Source organism: Gammaproteobacteria bacterium, assembly GCA_021648145.1.
In the GTDB taxonomy this organism is placed as follows: domain Bacteria; phylum Pseudomonadota; class Gammaproteobacteria; order JAADGQ01; family JAADGQ01; genus S141-38.
On record JAKITI010000008.1, the window covers coordinates 92777 to 111445 of the forward strand.

General features: G+C 42.9%; 17 protein-coding genes. 9 read left to right on the plus strand and 8 right to left on the minus strand.

Annotated features, from left to right (window positions below; translation table 11 throughout):
- Positions 1-69: 69 nt before the first annotated feature.
- From L3J70_06900 to L3J70_06925, 6 genes are all read right to left on the minus strand, one after another.
- Entirely contained in the window at positions 70-990 is a 921-nt protein-coding gene (locus L3J70_06900; protein ID MCF6236086.1) for a branched-chain amino acid transaminase, read from the minus strand.
- A gap of 21 nt (positions 991-1011) precedes the next feature.
- Complete coding sequence (locus L3J70_06905) at positions 1012-1425, minus strand: ClpXP protease specificity-enhancing factor (GenBank protein ID MCF6236087.1); 414 nt, start codon at positions 1423-1425, stop codon at positions 1012-1014.
- Positions 1426-1432: 7 nt separating this feature from the next.
- Positions 1433-2059, minus strand: coding sequence for a glutathione S-transferase N-terminal domain-containing protein (locus tag L3J70_06910; protein MCF6236088.1), 627 nt, complete (start codon positions 2057-2059; stop codon positions 1433-1435).
- Positions 2060-2177: 118 nt separating this feature from the next.
- Positions 2178-3236, minus strand: a complete 1059-nt coding sequence (locus tag L3J70_06915) for a 3-deoxy-7-phosphoheptulonate synthase (protein ID MCF6236089.1) — start codon at positions 3234-3236, stop codon at positions 2178-2180.
- 28 nt (positions 3237-3264) lie between these two features.
- Positions 3265-4521: a hypothetical protein gene (locus tag L3J70_06920; GenBank protein ID MCF6236090.1), complete on the minus strand. Its 1257-nt coding sequence runs from the start codon at positions 4519-4521 to the stop codon at positions 3265-3267.
- Positions 4522-4629: 108 nt separating this feature from the next.
- Positions 4630-5154, minus strand: coding sequence for a hypothetical protein (locus tag L3J70_06925; protein MCF6236091.1), 525 nt, complete (start codon positions 5152-5154; stop codon positions 4630-4632).
- A 92-nt stretch (positions 5155-5246) separates the two neighbouring features.
- Between L3J70_06925 and L3J70_06930 the strand changes: the two genes are divergently transcribed.
- From L3J70_06930 to rho, 7 genes are all read left to right on the plus strand, one after another.
- Positions 5247-5750 carry a chemotaxis protein CheW gene (locus L3J70_06930; protein MCF6236092.1) on the plus strand — a complete coding sequence of 168 codons (504 nt, stop codon included), beginning with the start codon at positions 5247-5249 and terminating at the stop codon, positions 5748-5750.
- 644 nt (positions 5751-6394) lie between these two features.
- Complete coding sequence (gene arsS, locus L3J70_06935) at positions 6395-7360, plus strand: arsenosugar biosynthesis radical SAM protein ArsS (GenBank protein ID MCF6236093.1); 966 nt, start codon at positions 6395-6397, stop codon at positions 7358-7360.
- An 83-nt stretch (positions 7361-7443) separates the two neighbouring features.
- Entirely contained in the window at positions 7444-8421 is a 978-nt protein-coding gene (gene dusB, locus L3J70_06940; protein MCF6236094.1) for a tRNA dihydrouridine synthase DusB, read from the plus strand.
- On the plus strand, positions 8418-8693 hold the full coding sequence (gene fis / locus L3J70_06945) for a DNA-binding transcriptional regulator Fis (GenBank protein MCF6236095.1): 276 nt from the start codon (positions 8418-8420) through the stop codon (positions 8691-8693). The genes dusB and fis overlap by 4 nt, the downstream gene beginning before the upstream one ends.
- A 50-nt stretch (positions 8694-8743) precedes the next feature.
- The gene (gene purH, locus L3J70_06950; GenBank protein ID MCF6236096.1) at positions 8744-10318 is read left to right on the plus strand and encodes a bifunctional phosphoribosylaminoimidazolecarboxamide formyltransferase/IMP cyclohydrolase; all 1575 of its coding nucleotides are present in this window, start codon (positions 8744-8746) and stop codon (positions 10316-10318) included.
- A gap of 227 nt (positions 10319-10545) precedes the next feature.
- The gene (trxA, locus tag L3J70_06955) at positions 10546-10872 is read left to right on the plus strand and encodes a thioredoxin TrxA (protein MCF6236097.1); all 327 of its coding nucleotides are present in this window, start codon (positions 10546-10548) and stop codon (positions 10870-10872) included.
- 170 nt (positions 10873-11042) lie between these two features.
- Positions 11043-12302, plus strand: a complete 1260-nt coding sequence (gene rho / locus L3J70_06960; GenBank protein ID MCF6236098.1) for a transcription termination factor Rho — start codon at positions 11043-11045, stop codon at positions 12300-12302.
- A 63-nt stretch (positions 12303-12365) separates the two neighbouring features.
- Here rho and L3J70_06965 read toward each other — a convergent pair whose 3' ends face one another.
- The gene (locus L3J70_06965; protein MCF6236099.1) at positions 12366-14852 is read right to left on the minus strand and encodes a glycogen/starch/alpha-glucan phosphorylase; all 2487 of its coding nucleotides are present in this window, start codon (positions 14850-14852) and stop codon (positions 12366-12368) included.
- A gap of 169 nt (positions 14853-15021) precedes the next feature.
- Here L3J70_06965 and rpmE point away from each other — a divergent pair, with 169 nt between their 5' ends.
- The gene (gene rpmE / locus L3J70_06970) at positions 15022-15228 is read left to right on the plus strand and encodes a 50S ribosomal protein L31 (protein MCF6236100.1); all 207 of its coding nucleotides are present in this window, start codon (positions 15022-15024) and stop codon (positions 15226-15228) included.
- Positions 15229-15346: 118 nt separating this feature from the next.
- Positions 15347-16585, plus strand: a complete 1239-nt coding sequence (locus L3J70_06975; protein MCF6236101.1) for a malate dehydrogenase — start codon at positions 15347-15349, stop codon at positions 16583-16585.
- Here L3J70_06975 and recG read toward each other — a convergent pair whose 3' ends face one another.
- Complete coding sequence (recG, locus tag L3J70_06980; GenBank protein ID MCF6236102.1) at positions 16586-18667, minus strand: ATP-dependent DNA helicase RecG; 2082 nt, start codon at positions 18665-18667, stop codon at positions 16586-16588. It abuts the gene before it with no gap.
- Positions 18668-18669: the final 2 nt, after the last annotated feature.

An 18669-nucleotide genomic window follows, 5' to 3' on the forward strand; every position in this document is an offset into this window, starting at 1 on the left:
ATTTTTTAACCTCTGAAGTTGCTTTGTCTTTATGTCAATTTCGGAGGTTATTTAAGTCTCGCTTCTAGGTTAAACCAGTGTAAGCCACTCAGAGTGAGTTTTACTACGACCATGTACTAAATCAAAATAGTTACTTTGTAGTTGTTCAGTGATGGGGCCGCGCGTACCTGAGCCAATGGAGCGCCCATCGACTTCTCGTATCGGCGTAACTTCTGCGGCGGTGCCTGTAAAAAAAGCTTCATCAGCAATATAAACTTCATCACGCGTAATGCGCTTTTCTTTGACCTCAATGCCTAAGTCATCTGCTAGCTGGAATATTGTGTGGCGAGTAATACCGTCCAGCGCTGAGGTCAGATCAGGAGTGTAGATGACACCATCGCGAATAATAAAAATATTTTCACCACTGCCTTCAGCGACATAACCTTCATTGTCCAGTAGCATGGCTTCATCACAGCCGTGGCGCAGTGCTTCGTGGAGTGCCAGCATTGAGTTAATGTAATGTCCATTGGCTTTGGCTTTGCACATGGAAATATTAACGTGGTGACGTGTGTAAGAAGATGTTTGAACTTTGATGCCATTTTTAAGGTTCTCAACGCCCATATAAGAACCCCACAGCCAGGCAGCAATAATCACATGTACTTTCAAGTTGCTGGCACGTATTCCCATGCTTTCTGCACCGTAAAAGCACATAGGGCGAATATAGCCGCTTTCCAGATTGTTTTCACGTACGGCAGTCATCGTGGCTTCGTTGATGGTCTCTTTGTCGAAAGGTATGGCCATTTCCATAATATGAGCTGAGCGAAACAGGCGGTCGGTATGCTCATGCAGGCGAAATATTGCTGGGCCTTTATCAGTTTTATAAGCTCGAATGCCTTCAAAAACACCCATGCCATAATGCAGCGTATGGGTTAATACATGGACTTTAGCTTCGCGCCAAGGAACCAGCTCACCATCGAACCAGATGATACCGTCACGATCATCCATTGTCATATTTTTTACTCCTAATTGCTGTTATTTAACAATCTTTAAAGAAGGTTTTGAAGGTTTTTTTGTCTTAAGGCTTTTTTGAGCGGGTGGTTGTGGAGCTTCTTCCTGGTTTTTGTCAAAAACCATGCCTTGGCCATTTTCTTGTGCATAAATGGCATTCACAGCGTTCATGGGAACTTCAATATCCCAAGCGGCTCCTGAAAAGCGAGCATTGAACATCACCCAGTCATTGTCAAAAGATAAGCCTCGTATCGAACCAGGGCTTAAGTTTAATGTGATTTGATTATTTTCAATATATTGCTCAGGAACTATAACCCCACTCTGGTTGGTATCAACTAAAATGTAAGGTGTGCAATTATTGTCTACGATCCAGTCATAAATTGTGCGTAACAAGTACGGACGAATAGGTGTCATGGTTGGGTTGTTATGTTTTTGCACGAGTTGTTCAGTCTCTTAATTCGCGTTCGGCTTCAGTTAAACTGATCTGGAATGATTCACGTTCAAATAGGCGTTCAGCATATTTCAAAACAGGTTTTGCAGCAGCGGTTAGCTGAATATTATAATAAGGCAGGCGCCATAATAGTGGTGCAACACTGCAGTCTAGAAGCGAAAACTCATCGCTAATAAAATAGTCTTTTTGTTCAAAAATAGGTGCAATAACCGTTAGACCATCACGAATGACTTTGCGTGCTTTTGCGGCCTTTTTGTCATCTTTACCTAAGATATCCGGTAGCTGGCTATACCAATCACGGTCAATGCGATATAACATCAGCCGAGTGCGAGCGCGTAAAACGGGTTCCACCGGCATTAATGGTGGGTGTGGGTAGCGTTCATCGAGATACTCCATAATGATTTTGGAGTTAAATAGTGCGAGGTCACGATCAACTAATGTCGGTAGCGTATTATATGGATTCAGGTCAATTAAATCTTCCGGAAGATTATTTTTTTCCACCATAATAATTTCGGCAGTTACATTTTTTTCAGAAAGCACAATTCGAGTGCGGTGACTTAACGGACAGTTTGCGCCCGAATAGAGGGTCATTACAGATCTTCTTTTAGCATTCGCCGCCATGGCAATCTCTCCGGTTAAGATTTAAATGTGTAGTATCTTTCTGGGCATGAAGAAACATCTCTTCATGCCCAGAAAAAAGCCCTACATTATAGCGCATTTTCAGTTGATTTTTTGAAAATTATTTTTTGCGTCGTTGCTGTACTGAAGCGGCTAGTTTTTTTAGTAATGGAACGGAGTTATCCCAGCTTAAACAGCCATCAGTAATGCTTTGTCCATAGGTTGGAGCTTTGCCATCGACAATATTTTGTCGCCCTCCAATCAGATGGCTTTCGATCATGACACCTATAATCCGAGGGTCCCCATCGGCAATCTGCTTTGCAACATGATTTCCAACCTGAGTCTGTTTTTCAGGCTGCTTGTTGCTATTGGCATGACTGAGATCAATCATGATATTTTCACGTAATCCTGCATTCTTCAAAGTCTGGCTTGCGAGGTTGACTGATTCGGTATCGTAATTTGGAGCGCTGTTTCCACCGCGTAGAATGATATGACAATCGTCATTACCTGTGGTGGCAAAGATTGCAGAGCACCCTGCCTTGGTAACGGAAAGAAAGTTATGGGGTTGTGATGCTGAGCAGATAGCATCAACAGCAATATTTAGATTGCCATCAGTACCATTTTTAAATCCCACAGGGCAAGATAGGCCGGAAGCAAGTTCACGATGTGCTTGGCTTTCTGTCGTGCGAGCACCGATTGCCCCCCAGCTGATGAGGTCGGCGATATATTGAGGGCTGATGAGATCTAGGTATTCTGTCGCGGCAGGAACCCCTATTTCGTTGAGATCCAGTAATAGCTTGCGAGCTAAATTCAAGCCTTTGTTGATATGAAAGCTGCCATCCAGCTCAGGGTCATTGATCAGCCCTTTCCAACCGACACGTGTGCGTGGCTTTTCGAAGTAGACACGCATGATGATGAGCAGGTCATCTTTCAATGTTTCACTTACTTTTTTCAAGCGAGTCGCATACTCAAGAGCCGCTTCGGGGTCATGAATAGAGCATGGCCCGACGATCACGATTAAGCGGTCATCTTTTCCTGTCAGAATGTTATGTTCTTGTTGTCTGGTATCCAGGATTAATTTTGCAGCTGACTCTGTAATAGGATGTTTTTGGTGCACGTCTTCTGGAGCGAGTAACTCTTTGAGTGCTACGATACGTAAATCGTCCGTTAGGTATTTCATGGTTTAATTCTGCATTTATTTGTATAGCTTATATGTCGTAAAGACGAGCGTGGCTTGAACTGTTTTTAAGTATAACTGTTTCGATCACGGTATTGCTTGTTGCATCAATAACACTGACTGAGCCATCCGTTGGGTTGGTTACAAATACGTAGGGTGCCCTGCCGTCTTGTTGCATCAGTATATCAGCAGAGCGGCTGCCACATTGTGCTTGTCCGACTTTGATTTCGGTGAGCAGCGGCATATTGGGCAGAGCAGACGTGTCATACACCTGAATTATGTCAGTTTTTGCATTTTTTTGTTGAGCATCATTGCCTGATGCGGCACAAGCGAGATAGAGTTTGTCGCCTGTTGGACTGAAGGTGTATTTTGCAGCATAGACATCGGGTATTTTTATAATACCTACAACCGCTTTATTTAGCACATCAATAATAGGCAGCTCACCAATAATATGTTCAGCATCTGATTTTCGATCGGCACCTTTACCAATTAAAAATTGTCCCGCAGGGTGCAGTAACAGGTTGCGACTGCCTTTGAGCTCAATTGTGCTTTCAATTACATTTTTGATCGGATCAATAATTTGTATTTGTTCGTAACCGTTACTGAGGCAATACAGCTTTCCAGTAAGAGACGAGTAGTCAGTGCCATGAGGAAATGAGTTGTTTGGAATGCCAGCTTCACCATTTTCTTCTTTTTCGGCATTACATAAGTTAATGGTTGCAACAATTTTTAACCAGGTCTCTTCATCATCAGGGTCATTACCAATGACGGAGAGAGTGCCATCTTTTAAGTTGGAAATGAATGTACGATGAGGCACATTGGGTGCACTTTTTGAAGGTGCTGAAAAAGTTGCATTGTGATGCCCGCGCCCTACACAGATGGTTTTTAAAACTTTAGCCGACTCACTTTGACCTGCCTTGTCTAGGTTGACAACCATGACAGAAGAGCCTTGAGTACCACAATTGAGAGTATCGTTACCTGTCTGTTTATCACCATCATTCATGTACCAAACTCGGTCAGAGTATGGGTCGGGATAAGCATGTACTGGAAATGCATCCGTTGGAAAACGATCAGCAAGATATATCTCTTTTGATGCAGGGTTCATCAAGATCACTTTCTCGTTTCGGCTGATACCAAGAAAAACAGGCTTGTAAGGTTTTGCAGTATCAGTGGCAGGATCAAGCGGGATCTCTTTTATAGAAGTTATCCCATCATGTTTGATGATTGAAATGTTGCCCGTCTTTCTATCGCTCGAAAAGCAGGCTAATGACCAGCAAACCTTGTTCATTCTGTTGTACCTTTAGTTTAAAATAGAGGAGAGAATAGGAAATTTAAGGCAATTTCTCAACTTATACTCAACAATACTACCAAGCGAAGGGTTGAGTTTGGAGTAAATTCAATAAAAAGAGCTGTCTTGAATTCGTTGTTGGTTGAACTCAGTATTGAGCTTTGCGCGGTTTTCGGGAACTTCATAAATTAGAAGGCTTTTGTTTTTGTAAAAATCAGTATAAAGGGTGATGAGAATATTTTCTATATTCCAGCGCAGGGTGCTATCGGTTAGAAAGATCCCTTTGTTGTATTCGGCTGGTCCATATTTACTTTCTAATTTTTGTTGAATGGTGTGGTGGTATTGCGTTGGAAATTGATACTCCAGAAAAGCAAAATTTCCATTTTCTTTAATGAAGCCCGTATAGAGACGTTCGCTGTTTTCAAAAAGCTTGTTACTCTCATAAATATCATAAAAATTAGAAAGCCCCCCTTCACGTATCAGCTTGGCTCCCGCCTGTTTAATCGCACTGCGTAATAGGTTTCTATTTGTAGTTTCAATATTGATGCCGAACAGCTCAAGCGAATAGATCGGCGGTGAATAGCTGCTGCTGATTAATAAATAGAGCGAAAGGATAGTTGTGCTGTATCTCATACTATTAACTTTCGGACTTTGTTTCCTAATCATTAGGTCATTTAAAGTCGATATTCAGATTATCTGCTGAAAAACAGAGGAGGCATGATGTAATGGTGGCGAGTATTGAAGCAATGAACCAACCAAATATTTTGAGTGAAACAGATTTGCAATCGGATGCTGGGGTGGTGCGTTATGGTGTTCGGGTCGGGGGGCTTCATTTGCTGCTTCCTTCGCAGACTTTGAATGAGGTTGTTGATGAGGGTGTGATTTATCCTGTGCCCAATACGCCGGAATGGTTTGGAGGGGTGATTAATCATCGTGGAAATATTGTTTCGATTTTTGATTTAAAAGGGCTGCTCTTTGACAAGGAAACCTATACGTCGTCCCAAAATAATGAGTCTCAGATTTTAGTTATTGGTCGCGGCGATGGAGCTGTGGGTATTTTAATTGATGCTTTGCCACAAGCTGTCAGTCTTGAAGAGCTTGAGAAGGGTGGTCAAATAGATATGCCTGCTATCTTAGAGCGGCATTTGACCTCGAATAAGAGCTGTGAATGGGTGGAGGTTGATTTCTCTGGGTTGTTTGAAGAAATTGGGGGGTTGATACTTTCGTAAATATGGCAGCAAGTTATGCCTGAATATATGCGCAGAATGATTCTGAAAATGAAAAGTTGGTGAGGCCATCCTTGGCCAAATAATGATTACATCCCGTAATCTAAGGTACGCGCAATGCGTACAGTCCATTTCTCCCTGAGTTTTCAATCGCATCTATCCCTAATCCTTCGCGACTGTTGCTTCCATGCTGTCACTCCATGTGACATAGCGGCATCTTGCCTTCCAATATATATTGCCTCTTCCCTATCCATAGCATACTACTTCCATTATCTGAATTTCACTCCTGTGAAACCAGTTTCAAAGTTGTATCTGTGTAACAGGCATCCTGCCATGATCATTCCATGACCAGTTGCATTCAATCCTTACCCTTGCGGCCGACTTCCTGTCAGAACCGATCCATGTGTTACGATTTACACAGTAACATCCTTTTGTTGCAACGCATTCCTTTATTCCTTGTTGCTTAGCTTCGTCCTTGCGAACATGTTAACGGCGGATACAGGGTAAACTTGAGAAAACGCACAAGCATTGTTACATACTATTGAATAGTTTGTAAATTTTAATTTTTTATGTGAGGTCTGTCACAGTAAATAAAAACATTTTTTGGTAGCGAGTTGTCGTAATGAAAAAAGGAGTAATAATTAGGTATGCTCAATACATTGTCGCTGCTTGAAGAGTGGGAGTTTCCGTCTGTAACGAGAAATAAAGTGGAGGTGTTGCAGGTCAACTTAGGGTATCGCTGTAACTTGCAATGTTTGCACTGTCATGTTGATGCCGGTCCTAAGCGGACTGAAATGATGGCGCGCGATGTTGTTGACGATGTCGTCAGGTTTTTGGAGCAAGGCGGGATCAAAGTTCTGGACCTGACGGGGGGCGCGCCAGAGATGAATGAGAGCTTTCACTATTTGATCGCGTGTGCCCGATCTTTGGGAGTTCATGTTATTGATCGTTGTAATTTAACGATTCTTGAAGAGTTTGGTTATGAAGGGGTCGCTCACTTTTTAGCCAAAAACAGAGTAGAGGTGGTCGCCTCATTGCCGTGCTACCTTGAAGATAATGTTGATAAGCAGCGAGGTCGGGGTACTTTTGCTGCGAGCATTAAGGGGCTTCAAAGGTTGAATGCTTTGGGGTATGGGAAAGCCGCAACAGGCTTGGTGTTGAATCTTGTTTATAATCCACAAGGTTCTGTTTTACCTCCTCCGCAGGCGGCTTTGGAAGTTGATTATAAAAAGTATCTAATGGACAATTTTAGTATAGAATTTAACCAGTTATTTACATTAACAAATATGCCAATCAAGCGCTTTGGCAGTATGCTGATTTCAAAAGGTGAGTTTGATGAGTATATCCAGTTATTAAAAAATGCATACCGGCAAGAGAATCTGGAGAGTTTAATGTGTCGCAATCAGTTAAGTGTCGATTGGCAAGGTTTTGTTTATGATTGTGACTTTAATCAAATGCTTGATTTGCCTTTGCAACGGGCAGGAAAAAGCCGTTGGCATCTATCTGAATTAACTGCAACCATGCTTGAAAATCAGCCGATTGTTGTTAAAGGGCACTGTTATGGCTGTACTGCTGGGCAGGGGAGTAGTTGTGGTGGTGCGCTGGAAGGGTGATTTTTCTGGTATGATGTTCGGCTCTTCCTATACTCGATAACATAAATTGCTGGGTGTAATCAGGTTTTTCAAAGTAAAATTTCATGCGAATTGGTCCATACGAACTTACAAATAATTTGATACTTGCGCCCATGGCGGGAGTGACTGATGCGCCGTTTCGCCAATTGTGCAAGCAATGGGGTGCAGGTTTAGCTGTGTCTGAAATGGTTTCATCTAATTCTCTGTTATGGGGAAGTGATAAAACACGGCGGCGAGCAACATTTTTTGATGCTGATGATGCACCACGTTCTGTTCAAATTGTTGGTTCAGACCCTGCACTTATGGCGCAAGCTGCACAGATGAATGTTGATAATGGCGCACAAATTATTGATATTAATATGGGTTGCCCAGCAAAAAAAATCTGCAACGTGATGGCCGGGTCAGCGTTATTGCAGAATGAGGGGCTTGTCAGGGAAATTCTGGAGGCTGTTACCAACACTGTTGATGTGCCGGTGACACTCAAAATTCGTACGGGCTGGGATACGGGGAGCCGTAATGGGGCTAACATTGCACGAATCGCAGAGCAGTCTGGCATTCAGGCTTTGGCCGTGCATGGGCGCACACGTGCTTGCGGGTATCGTGGTGATGCTGAGTACGATACAATTGCTGCTATTAAAGTAGCGGTGACGATTCCGGTGATTGCTAATGGCGATATTACATCGCCAGAAAAAGCTAAATTTGTACTGGACTATACCGGCGTTGATGCTGTCATGATTGGTCGTGCGGCACAGGGGCGGCCCTGGATTTTCCGCGATATTGCTGCGTATATAGAAACAGGACGCATTCCACCGCAGCCGACTGCCGTCGAGATAAAAGCGATGGTGTTGGATCATTTGCAAAAAATGTACGATTTTTATGGCGAATATACTGGGGTACGCATGGCGCGTAAGCACTTATCCTGGTTTAGTAAAGGGCAGGTCGGCGCTTCTGAATTTCGTCATCGGGTGAATCGGTTGCAGTCATCAGTACAACAAATCAACTTGGCTCATGAATTTTTTGATTGTATGGAAAAGGTCGCATGAGCGAATCTGGATTAAAGCAGGATGCTACTGTTGAGCGGCACAAACAGCCATTAAGTGGTTGTGTACGAATTGCTCTGGAGATGTATTTTAAAGACCTTGATGGTGGGTTGCCACCGGAAAATCTTTACCAGATGGTATTGGACGAGGTTGAATTGCCACTCCTTGAAGTTGTAATGAAATATACCGGCGGAAACCAGAGTAAAGCAGCAAAAATACTGGGTCTTAACAGAACGACGCTCCGCAAAAAATTAAAACGCTATAAATTAGATTAGGAGCGAGCATTGAGTCTCTTTTCCCAACTAAATATTAAGGAAATTCTGCATTGAAAATAAAGCGTGCGCTCATTAGTGTTTCAGACAAGCGTGGTGTCATCGACTTTGCTCGACAATTGGAGCAAGAGTTTGAAGTTGAAATATTGTCGACGGGTGGAACGGCAAAGCTGCTCAGCGAACATGGCGTTGCTGTCGTTGAAGTGTCGAGTTATACGGGCTTTCCTGAAATGATGGAGGGTCGAGTTAAAACGTTACATCCCAAAATTCATGGTGGATTATTGGGGCGACGTGGTATTGATGATGCTGTGATGGGTGAGCACGGTATCGGAGCAATAGACTTGGTTGTGGTCAATTTATACCCATTTTCTAAAACGGTTGCCCAGCCTGATTGTACGTTGGTTGATGCGATTGAAAATATTGATATTGGCGGGCCTGCCATGTTGCGGGCAGCAGCAAAAAATCATGCTTCAGTCAGTGTGGTGGTTGATGTTGATGATTACACAAAAGTACTCAATGAAATGAAGAAAAATGAGGGCGCAGTTTCAGAGACTGTTCGCTTCTCTCTGGCGGTAAAAACTTTTGAGCATACAGCCGAGTACGATGGTGCGATTGCTAATTATTTAGGGACAATACAAAGCTCAGGTGGACGCACGGACTTCCCGCATACTTATAATGCACAGTACCTAAAAGCGCAGGAGTTACGTTATGGAGAAAATCCTCACCAAAAAGCCGCTTTCTATATAGAAGCGTCACCCACTGAGGTAAGTGTTGGAACAGCGAACCAGCTGCAAGGTAAAGCACTTTCATTTAATAATATTGCTGATACTGATGCTGCGCTAGAGTGTGTTAAATCATTGGGTCAGGCGCCTGCTTGTGTCATTGTAAAGCACGCAAATCCTTGTGGAGTGGCTATGGGCGAAAATTTGTTAGCTGCCTATGAACGTGCTTATGAAACCGATCCAACCTCTGCTTTTGGCGGTATCATTGCGTTCAATCAGGTGCTGGATGAAAAAACAGCCAAGGTATTGATTGACCGCCAATTTATTGAGGTTATCATTGCACCAGAAATTGCAAAGGCTGCATTGGCTATTTTTGCGAGCAAGCCTAATATTCGTGTATTAAATTGCGGTGCTTGGGAGCAACAGGAAGAAGGTCGCATTGAATGGGATTACAAGCGGGTGACAGGTGGTTTGCTGATACAAGATCGTGACCAAGGGGTGGTCAAGCAAGCTGATTTAAAAATCGTGACGAAGCGCAAGCCGAGTGAAGATGAAATGAGAGATCTGTTATTTGCCTGGAAAGTAGCAAAGTTCGTAAAATCTAATGCCATTGTTTACTGTAAAAACGATCAGACAATAGGTGTCGGAGCAGGGCAGATGAGTCGAGTCTATAGTGCACGTATTGCGGCAATTAAAGCGGCTGATGCCGGTTTAGAGGTTAAAGGCTCTGTGATGGCCTCTGATGCTTTTTTTCCATTTCGCGATGGTCTGGATAGTGCGGCAGATGTAGGCGTAACAGCGGTCATTCAGCCTGGCGGTTCCATGCGTGATCAAGAGGTGATTGCTGCTGCTGATGATCATAATATCGCTATGGTTTTTAGTGGGATGAGACATTTTCGCCATTAAAAGAAAATTGGGCTTAATGAAAAAATATATAGTTAGGGTTGCAATTTTCAGTCGTTTGAGCTCAAATGTAATATATATCTGTCGATAGTAATTCTAACTATATAAATAAAACTCTCAGACTTTCTACTTAACCACGTATCAAATACATTTTTTATTGAGAGTATATTTTCTATTATTGGTTCTATTGATTTTAATTTTTAAAGTTCGGCTCTTAAAGGAGAGACTAAGTGAGCGAAAACATAATTTATGTAACTGATGCAAATTATGATGCTGAGGTGATTAAGTCTGAAGTTCCAGTATTAGTTGATTTTTGGGCTGATTGGTGTGGCCCATGTAAAATGATTGCCCCGATTCTGGATGAAATTGCAGACGAATATATGGGTAAAATAAAAGTAGCAAAACTTAATATTGATGATAATCCTGTGACACCACCCAAGTTTGGTATTCGTGGTATCCCAACAATTATGTTGTTTAAAAATGGCAATGTAGAGGCAACACGCGTGGGTGCTGTTTCTAAGTCACAGTTGACTACATTTATTGATAGTAACTTATAGTAGAATTGTGCCCCACCTATAACGATATTCAAGGGTGGGGATTATTTATAGCATTGACTCAAAAACCTGTTGTTAGTCACCAAACTAAACTTTTAATCCCGCCGATACTAATCAAATTCAACCAGCCGACCTCTGGTCTTATCATAAAAATTCATGTGAATAAATAAATTATGAACCTTACCGAACTTAAAAAACTTCCTGTAACCGAACTGCTTGATCTTGCTAAATCTATGGGGGTCGATAATGTTTCCCGAGCAAGAAAACAGGACATCATATTTTCTATTTTAAAAGCACATGCTAAAAAAGGTGAAAATATTTTTGGTGATGGTGTGTTGGAGATCTTACAGGATGGCTTTGGGTTCTTACGTTCATCGGACAGCTCCTATTTAGCCGGACCCGATGATATTTATGTATCACCCAGCCAGATTCGACGTTTCAGTTTACGAACAGGAGATACTATTGCTGGGAAAATTCGTCCACCTAAAGATGGTGAGCGTTACTTTGCTTTGCTTAAAGTTGATAAAATTAATTTTGATTCGCCAGAAAATGCCAAGCATAAGGTGTTATTTGAAAATTTAACTCCTCTGTTTGCTAATGAGCGTTTTAATCTGGAACAGGGGAATGGCAGTACAGAGGATTTAACCTCACGTATTATCGAGCTTGTTTCTCCGATAGGAAAAGGGCAGCGTGGTTTGATTGTTTCACCACCCAAAGCGGGTAAAACAATGATGCTGCAAACGATTGCACAAGCGATTGCAACGAGCCACCCTGAATGTTACCTGATTGTTTTACTCATTGATGAGCGCCCAGAAGAGGTGACGGAAATGTCACGCTCGGTACGGGGCGAAGTGGTCTCCAGCACTTTTGATGAACCTGCCAGCCGCCATGTGCAGGTCGCTGAAATGGTTATTGAAAAGGCAAAGCGCCTTGTTGAGCATAAGCATGATGTTGTTATTTTGCTTGATTCAATTACACGTCTCGCTCGTGCATATAATACGGTCGCACCTTCTTCAGGCAAAGTTTTGACGGGTGGTGTGGATGCGAACGCATTGCAACGTCCTAAACGCTTTTTTGGTGCGGCACGTAATGTCGAGGAAGGCGGTAGTTTGACTATTATCGCAACTGCGCTGGTTGAAACGGGGTCACGTATGGATGATGTCATTTACGAAGAGTTCAAGGGAACGGGTAATATGGAATTGCACCTCGAACGTAAAATTGCTGAAAAACGTATTTACCCAGCGATAAACATCAATCGTTCTGGAACGCGTCGTGAAGAGTTATTAAGCAAGCCTGAGGAATTACAGAAAGTCTGGATATTGCGTAAATTATTGCACCCGATGGAAGATCTGGCTGCGATGGACTTTTTACTGGATAAATTAAAAGATACAAAAACAAATAATGAATTTTTTGAATCAATGAAGCGAAAGTAGTAACAAAGACTTCAATTCCATAATAGAGGGCGGCAAATGCAAGTTTGCCGCCCTTTTCTGTTTCTACAGCTTTACTTTTATAGGCTTTGTATTCCAGATCTCTTTTGCATATTCACCGATAGTGCGGTCGCTCGAAAATTTACCCATATTAGCTATATTAGCAATAGCTTTTTGTGTCCAGGCTCCCGGGTCAAGGTATAAGTCTGAAACGGTTTCCTGGCAAGCTACATAGGATGCGTAATCAGCGAGCAGGCAATATTGATCTCCATGATTTAGCAGTGTATCAACGATAGGTTGAAAGAGATCAATGTTTCTCGGAGAAAAGTAGCCAGAGCCAATCATATCAATAGTCTCTTTTAGCTCGTGATTAGCATGATAATAGTCTTTAGGGTTATAGCCATTAGTACGAAGTGATTCTACTTCTGTGGTGTTCATGCCAAAAATAAAAATATTTTCTTCACCCACCTCTTCTCTAATTTCAATATTAGCACCATCCAGCGTACCAATCGTTAATGCACCATTGAGTGCAAACTTCATATTGCTGGTGCCTGAGGCTTCAGTGCCTGCTGTCGAAATTTGTTCTGAAAGGTCACAGGCTGGAATAATTTTTTGAGCCGCTGAAACGTTATAATTTGGAAGAAATACAACTTTCATGCGATCCCCTATAGCGGGGTCATTATTAACTATCTCTGCAACACTATTAATGAGTTTGATGATGAGCTTGGCCATTGTGTAGGCAGGGGCAGCTTTGCCAGCAAAAATAAAGGTGCGAGGAACGGTGCTCGTTTGTGGATTATGGCGAATACGGTTATAGAGCGTAATAATGTGCAGTACGTTAAGCAGTTGACGTTTGTATTCGTGAATACGTTTCACTTGTATGTCAAAAATTGACTCTGTATTGATTTGTATTCCCAGCTCTTTTGTGATCATTTCAGCCAGATGCTGCTTGTTACGTTGTTTGATGTCACGTATTTCCTTCTGGAATTTTTTATTACTTTTAAGTGAATTCAGTGCTTTTAATTTATCCAGATCGGTAATCCACTCATCACCAATTTTAGCTGTAATAAGCTGTGCTAATTCCTTATTTGCTTGGTTTAACCACCGTCTTGGTGTTATCCCATTAGTTTTATTAATGATTTTTTCAGGAAAATGCTGATCAAATTTGGAAAAAATAGTGGATTTCATGAGCTGAGTATGCAGCTCTGCAACACCATTGACCTTGTGGCTGCCGACAATAGCCAAGTGTGCCATGCGAATTCTTTTATCACCATTGTCATCAATGATCGATAGCTCTTGAAGCATCTCCTGATTGCCTGGAAAGCGATGAGAAACATCTACTAGAAAATGATGGTTAATGTCGTAAATAATTTGCAGATGGCGGGGTAGCATTTTTTCAAATAGTTTTACCGGCCATGTTTCTAACGCCTCTGGCATTAAGGTATGGTTCGTATAAGCAAAGGTGCGAGTGGTGATATCCCATGCAGCGTCCCAGCTTAGGTGGTGGGTATCTACAAGAATGCGCATGAGTTCGGGTATGGCGATTGCTGGATGGGTGTCGTTGAGCTGAATAGCGACCTTGTCCGGGAGTTCATCGAATGAATCGTGGTGCTTTTTAAAACGGTAAAGAATATCCTGTAATGATGCGCATACAAAAAAGTATTGCTGCTTCAGGCGTAATGTTTTCCCTGTTAATGTCGTATCATCGGGGTAGAGTACTTTGGAAATATTTTCAGAGTCATTTTTGCTTTCAACGGCTTTGATGTAATCGCCTTGATTGAAGTATTTAAGTTCAAAATCACGAGAAGATTTTGCAGCCCATAAGCGCATGTTATTAACAGTATCTGTTTTATAGCCAGGGATGGGAGTGTCGTAAGCCATGGCCATGACATCATCGGTTTCAACCCAGTGATAACGCATCTGACCTTGATCATCAGGGTATTGCACAATATGGCCGTTAAATTTAACAGGATAGAGCACTTCAGCACGCGGAAACTCCCAAGGGTTGCTGTAACGTAGCCAGTTATCTGGATGTTCAACCTGGAAGCCGTTTTCTATTTTTTGATTAAACATGCCATATTCATAACGAATGCCATAACCATAACCAGGCAAGTTCAGTGTTGCCATAGAGTCAAGAAAACAGGCTGCCAGGCGACCTAGGCCGCCATTACCTAGAGCCGCATCAGGCTCGACATCGAGAATATCTTCAAGTTTTACACCAATTTCCTGAAGAGCCTCAGCACAATTGTCATAAATATCCAGATTGAGCAGACTGTTGGTGAGTGTTCTGCCGATTAAAAACTCCAGCGATAGGTAATAAACACGCTTAGCATCCTTGTTATAGTAAGTTCGCATGGTTTCCATCCAGCGCTCTGTCAGGCGATCACGAGTCACATAGGCCAGTGCGTTGAACCAGTCACGAGGCGTTGCAGTAAAGCGATCTTTACCAATACTGTATTCTAGGCGCTGAACTAATGAATGTTTAATCGTTTCTACATCAAGACCTAGTTGTTCATGCTGAAAAATGTTGTTATAGACTGTAGAGCGTTCCATGCTTTTTCTTGCCTTTATTTGCTTGAATATAAAAAATAGGGGTTGCCGTTCTTTGCAAGTTTGCGTATTATCCGCTGTTCCCTTAAGTTTGATAACTGTAGTATCTGACTAGATTAACGGCAGCTATTGAACAACTATGAACAGATGACGGATTGAGAGAGTTTTAAAGATGAAGGCCGATATTCACCCAGAATACAAAGATATTAATGTAGCTTGTAGTTGTGGTAATAAATTTATTACTCGCTCAACTCATGGCAAAGACCTGCAATTGGATGTATGTGCGGCTTGTCACCCTTTTTATACAGGACAACAAAAAATTCTAGATACTGCTGGACGTGTTGATAAGTTCCGTCAGAAGTACAGTATGAAACATTAAGCTGTATTGTGACGATAAAGAAATTTATCGAAGCAGTTGTACTGAAAATAAAGGGGCACTCTTAAAAAAGGGTGCCCCTTTTTTAATTGTTAAAAACAAATGTCAGGATGAATCAGCAATGAACGAAGAGAGAAAAAAAGCGGCACTCCACTATCATGCCTACCCAGAGCCAGGGAAAATCTGTATTGAGTTGACGAAATCTTGTATTTCACAAGATGATCTTGCTCTGGCATACACACCAGGTGTTGCTGAGCCAGTACGTGCCATTGCAGAGAATATTGAGGAAGCTTACCGTTATACAGCCAAAGGTAATTTGGTGGCGGTGATTACCGATGGTACTGCTGTGCTGGGTTTAGGTAATGTTGGAGCGCTGGCGGGTAAACCCGTCATGGAAGGTAAAGGGGTTCTGTTCAAGAAATTTGCGGGTATTAACTGTTTTGATATTGAGGTGGACGCACCTTCACCTGAAGCGTTTATCGAAACTGTTGCAAATATTGCCCCTACTTTTGGTGGAATTAACCTGGAAGATATTGCTGCTCCGCACTGCTTTGAAATAGAAAAAGCGTTGATTGAACGGTTGGATATTCCTGTTTTTCATGATGACCAGCATGGCACGGCAATTATTATCGCCGCAGGTTTGCTCAACGCTTTACAGTTGCAACAAAAAACAATGGATCAAATCAAGCTGGTTTGCTTGGGCGCTGGCGCGGCTGGCATCGCTGCGATGCATCTATTGCTTGAATTGGGTCTTCAAAAAGAGAATATTCGGTTGATTGATCGCAAAGGAGTGATTCATACAGATCGAGAAAACCTGGTTGATTACAAACAAGTGTTTGCAGTGAATACTGAAGAACGGACGTTGTTGGATGCAATGAAGGATGCTGATGTTTTAATTGGTGTTTCCGGACCCGATTTAGTGACGGCTGAAATGTTGCTTGCAATGGCTCCTAAGCCGATTGTTTTTGCGCTATCTAATCCTGACCCTGAAATTAGTCCCGACTTAGCGCACGAGACACGGAGCGACCTGTTAATGGCGACAGGCCGAAGTGACCATCCTAATCAAGTGAACAACGTGTTAGGTTTTCCTTTTATCTTTCGCGGTGCACTGGATGTGCGTGCTTCCTGTATTAATATGGAGATGCAGCTTGCAGCAGTGCATGCGATTGCAGATTTGGCACATGAACCTGTGCCCGATGAAGTATTGACAGCTTACCAGCTGGATCATTTAGAGTTTGGATTTGACTATATTATTCCAACCCCACTAGACCCTCGCTTGATTGAGCGTGTAGCACCAGCGGTCGCTCGTGCAGCAGTTGATTCAGGAGTGGCTCATTTAGACTATCCGGTGGCTGATTAACTATACTTCGCCGTAGTTTGACGCATCATTGAGCCAGCGCTGAATGAGTGGATTAACCTGCTGCGGATAGTGCTGCATTATCAATGGTGCGGCTTGGGCAACTTTCTCTATAAGATGCGCATCGCGTATGACATCCGCAATGCGCATTTTTGCAATGCCGCTCTGACGTGTTCCTAAAACTTCTCCAGGGCCACGAATTTCCAGATCACGGGATGAGATTTCAAAGCCATCGTTAGTCTCTCTCATTGCATTTAATCTTGATCGACCTACTTTTGAAAGTGGTGCTCGATACATTAAAATACAAGCACTCTTTGTATTGCCACGTCCAACACGCCCCCTAAGTTGATGCAGTTGCGATAGTCCCAGACGCTCTGCATTTTCAATAATCATCAGGCTGGCGTTTGGCACGTCAACACCGACTTCAATGACGGTAGTTGCAACGAGAAGATCAATGTCACCGGTCTTAAACTTCGCCATGACATCGGCTTTTTCATCCGCTTTCATACGTCCATGAATAAGGCCGATGCGTATGTCAGTGAGTGTTTCATGGAGTTGCGCGGCACGATCGCAGGCCGCTTGGCACTGTAGTACTTCAGACTCTTCAATCAATGTGCAAACCCAGTAGGCTTGTCTGCCAGATTGGCATGCTTGATGAACACGGACAATCACCGCATCACGACGGTTTTCATGGATAACGGCTGTTTCAACGGGGCTCCTGCCCGGAGGAAGCTCATCAATGATCGAAATATCCAGTTCGGCATAGGCGGTCATAGCGAGTGTGCGTGGAATAGGGGTGGCAGTCATGATCAGTTGATGTGGATAACGGCCTGATTGAAACCCTTTTTCACGTAAAGCGAGGCGTTGATGCACACCAAAGCGATGTTGCTCATCAATCACTATCAACCCTAGTTTTTTGAAAACAACGCTTTCCTGAAAAAGGGCATGTGTACCGACAATGACCTCTATTTCAGCGGACGCAAGTTGCTCTAGCAGTGCTTGTCGTTTTTTGCCTTTGTGCTTGCCTGTTAACCAACCTACTTTGATATTGAGGGGTTCAAGCCATTGCTGCATATTGTTCAAGTGTTGCTCGGCCAATAGCTCGGTGGGAGCCATGATTGTCGCCTGATAACCCGCTTCAATAGCATTTAGAATGGCCGCGACTGCGACCAATGTTTTGCCGCAGCCTACATCACCTTGAATCAAGCGCTGCATGGGGGTTGTTTTTTGAAGGTCTGTTTTTATTTCACCGATAACACGTTGCTGTGCCTGGGTTAGCTTAAATGGCAAATTTTTGAGGAGAGCGTTAAACAGCTGATCTGAACTGGATAGTTTGGGTGCCATTTTTTGTTGCATGTTTTGACGCAGCTGCCGCAGCCCCAAGTGATGTGCCAGTAGCTCTTCAAATGCAAGTCGTTGCTGTGCGGGATGGTTGCCTTGTAATAGTATGCTTTGCTCGGCATGTGGCGGAGGGCGATGAACATATAGCAGCGCATCAACAAAAGGAATAAAATTAAATTGTTGGCAGATGGCTTGAGGCAGTAAGTCGGTCAGTGAATTTTCTTCGAGAAGGTTAATTGCCTGCTGCGTTAGTTTTTTCCAGCTAGTCTGGTGTAGCCCTTCTGTGGTCGGGTAAACTGGCGTTAAACTTTGCTCGACAGATTCAGGCTCCGTTGAGCTTAATTTTTTAAGCTCAGGATGAATGATCTCCAATCCCATGTTGTTAGATCGTATTTCACCGTAACAGCGAATACGATTTCCGTTTTTTAACATCTGCTGTTGATGGGCATTGAAATGAAAAAAACGTAACGTGAGAACGTGTCCACTCTCCTCAAGGTGAGCAATCAACATACGCCTTTGCCCCTGCTTTATTTCACTGCGAAGAATAGTGCCTTCAACAAGCGCCTCACTTCCGGCTCGAAGTGCAGCGATGGGGGTTAAATGAGTGTGGTCTTCATAGCGCAGTGGCAAGTGAAAAAGAATGTCTGCGACGGTGTGAATATTAAGGAGAGCTAATCGCTCCGCAATACGTGCTCCAACGCCTTTGAGCGTTGTTACAGATAGAGCGTTTAGCGTAGTGAGCAAGG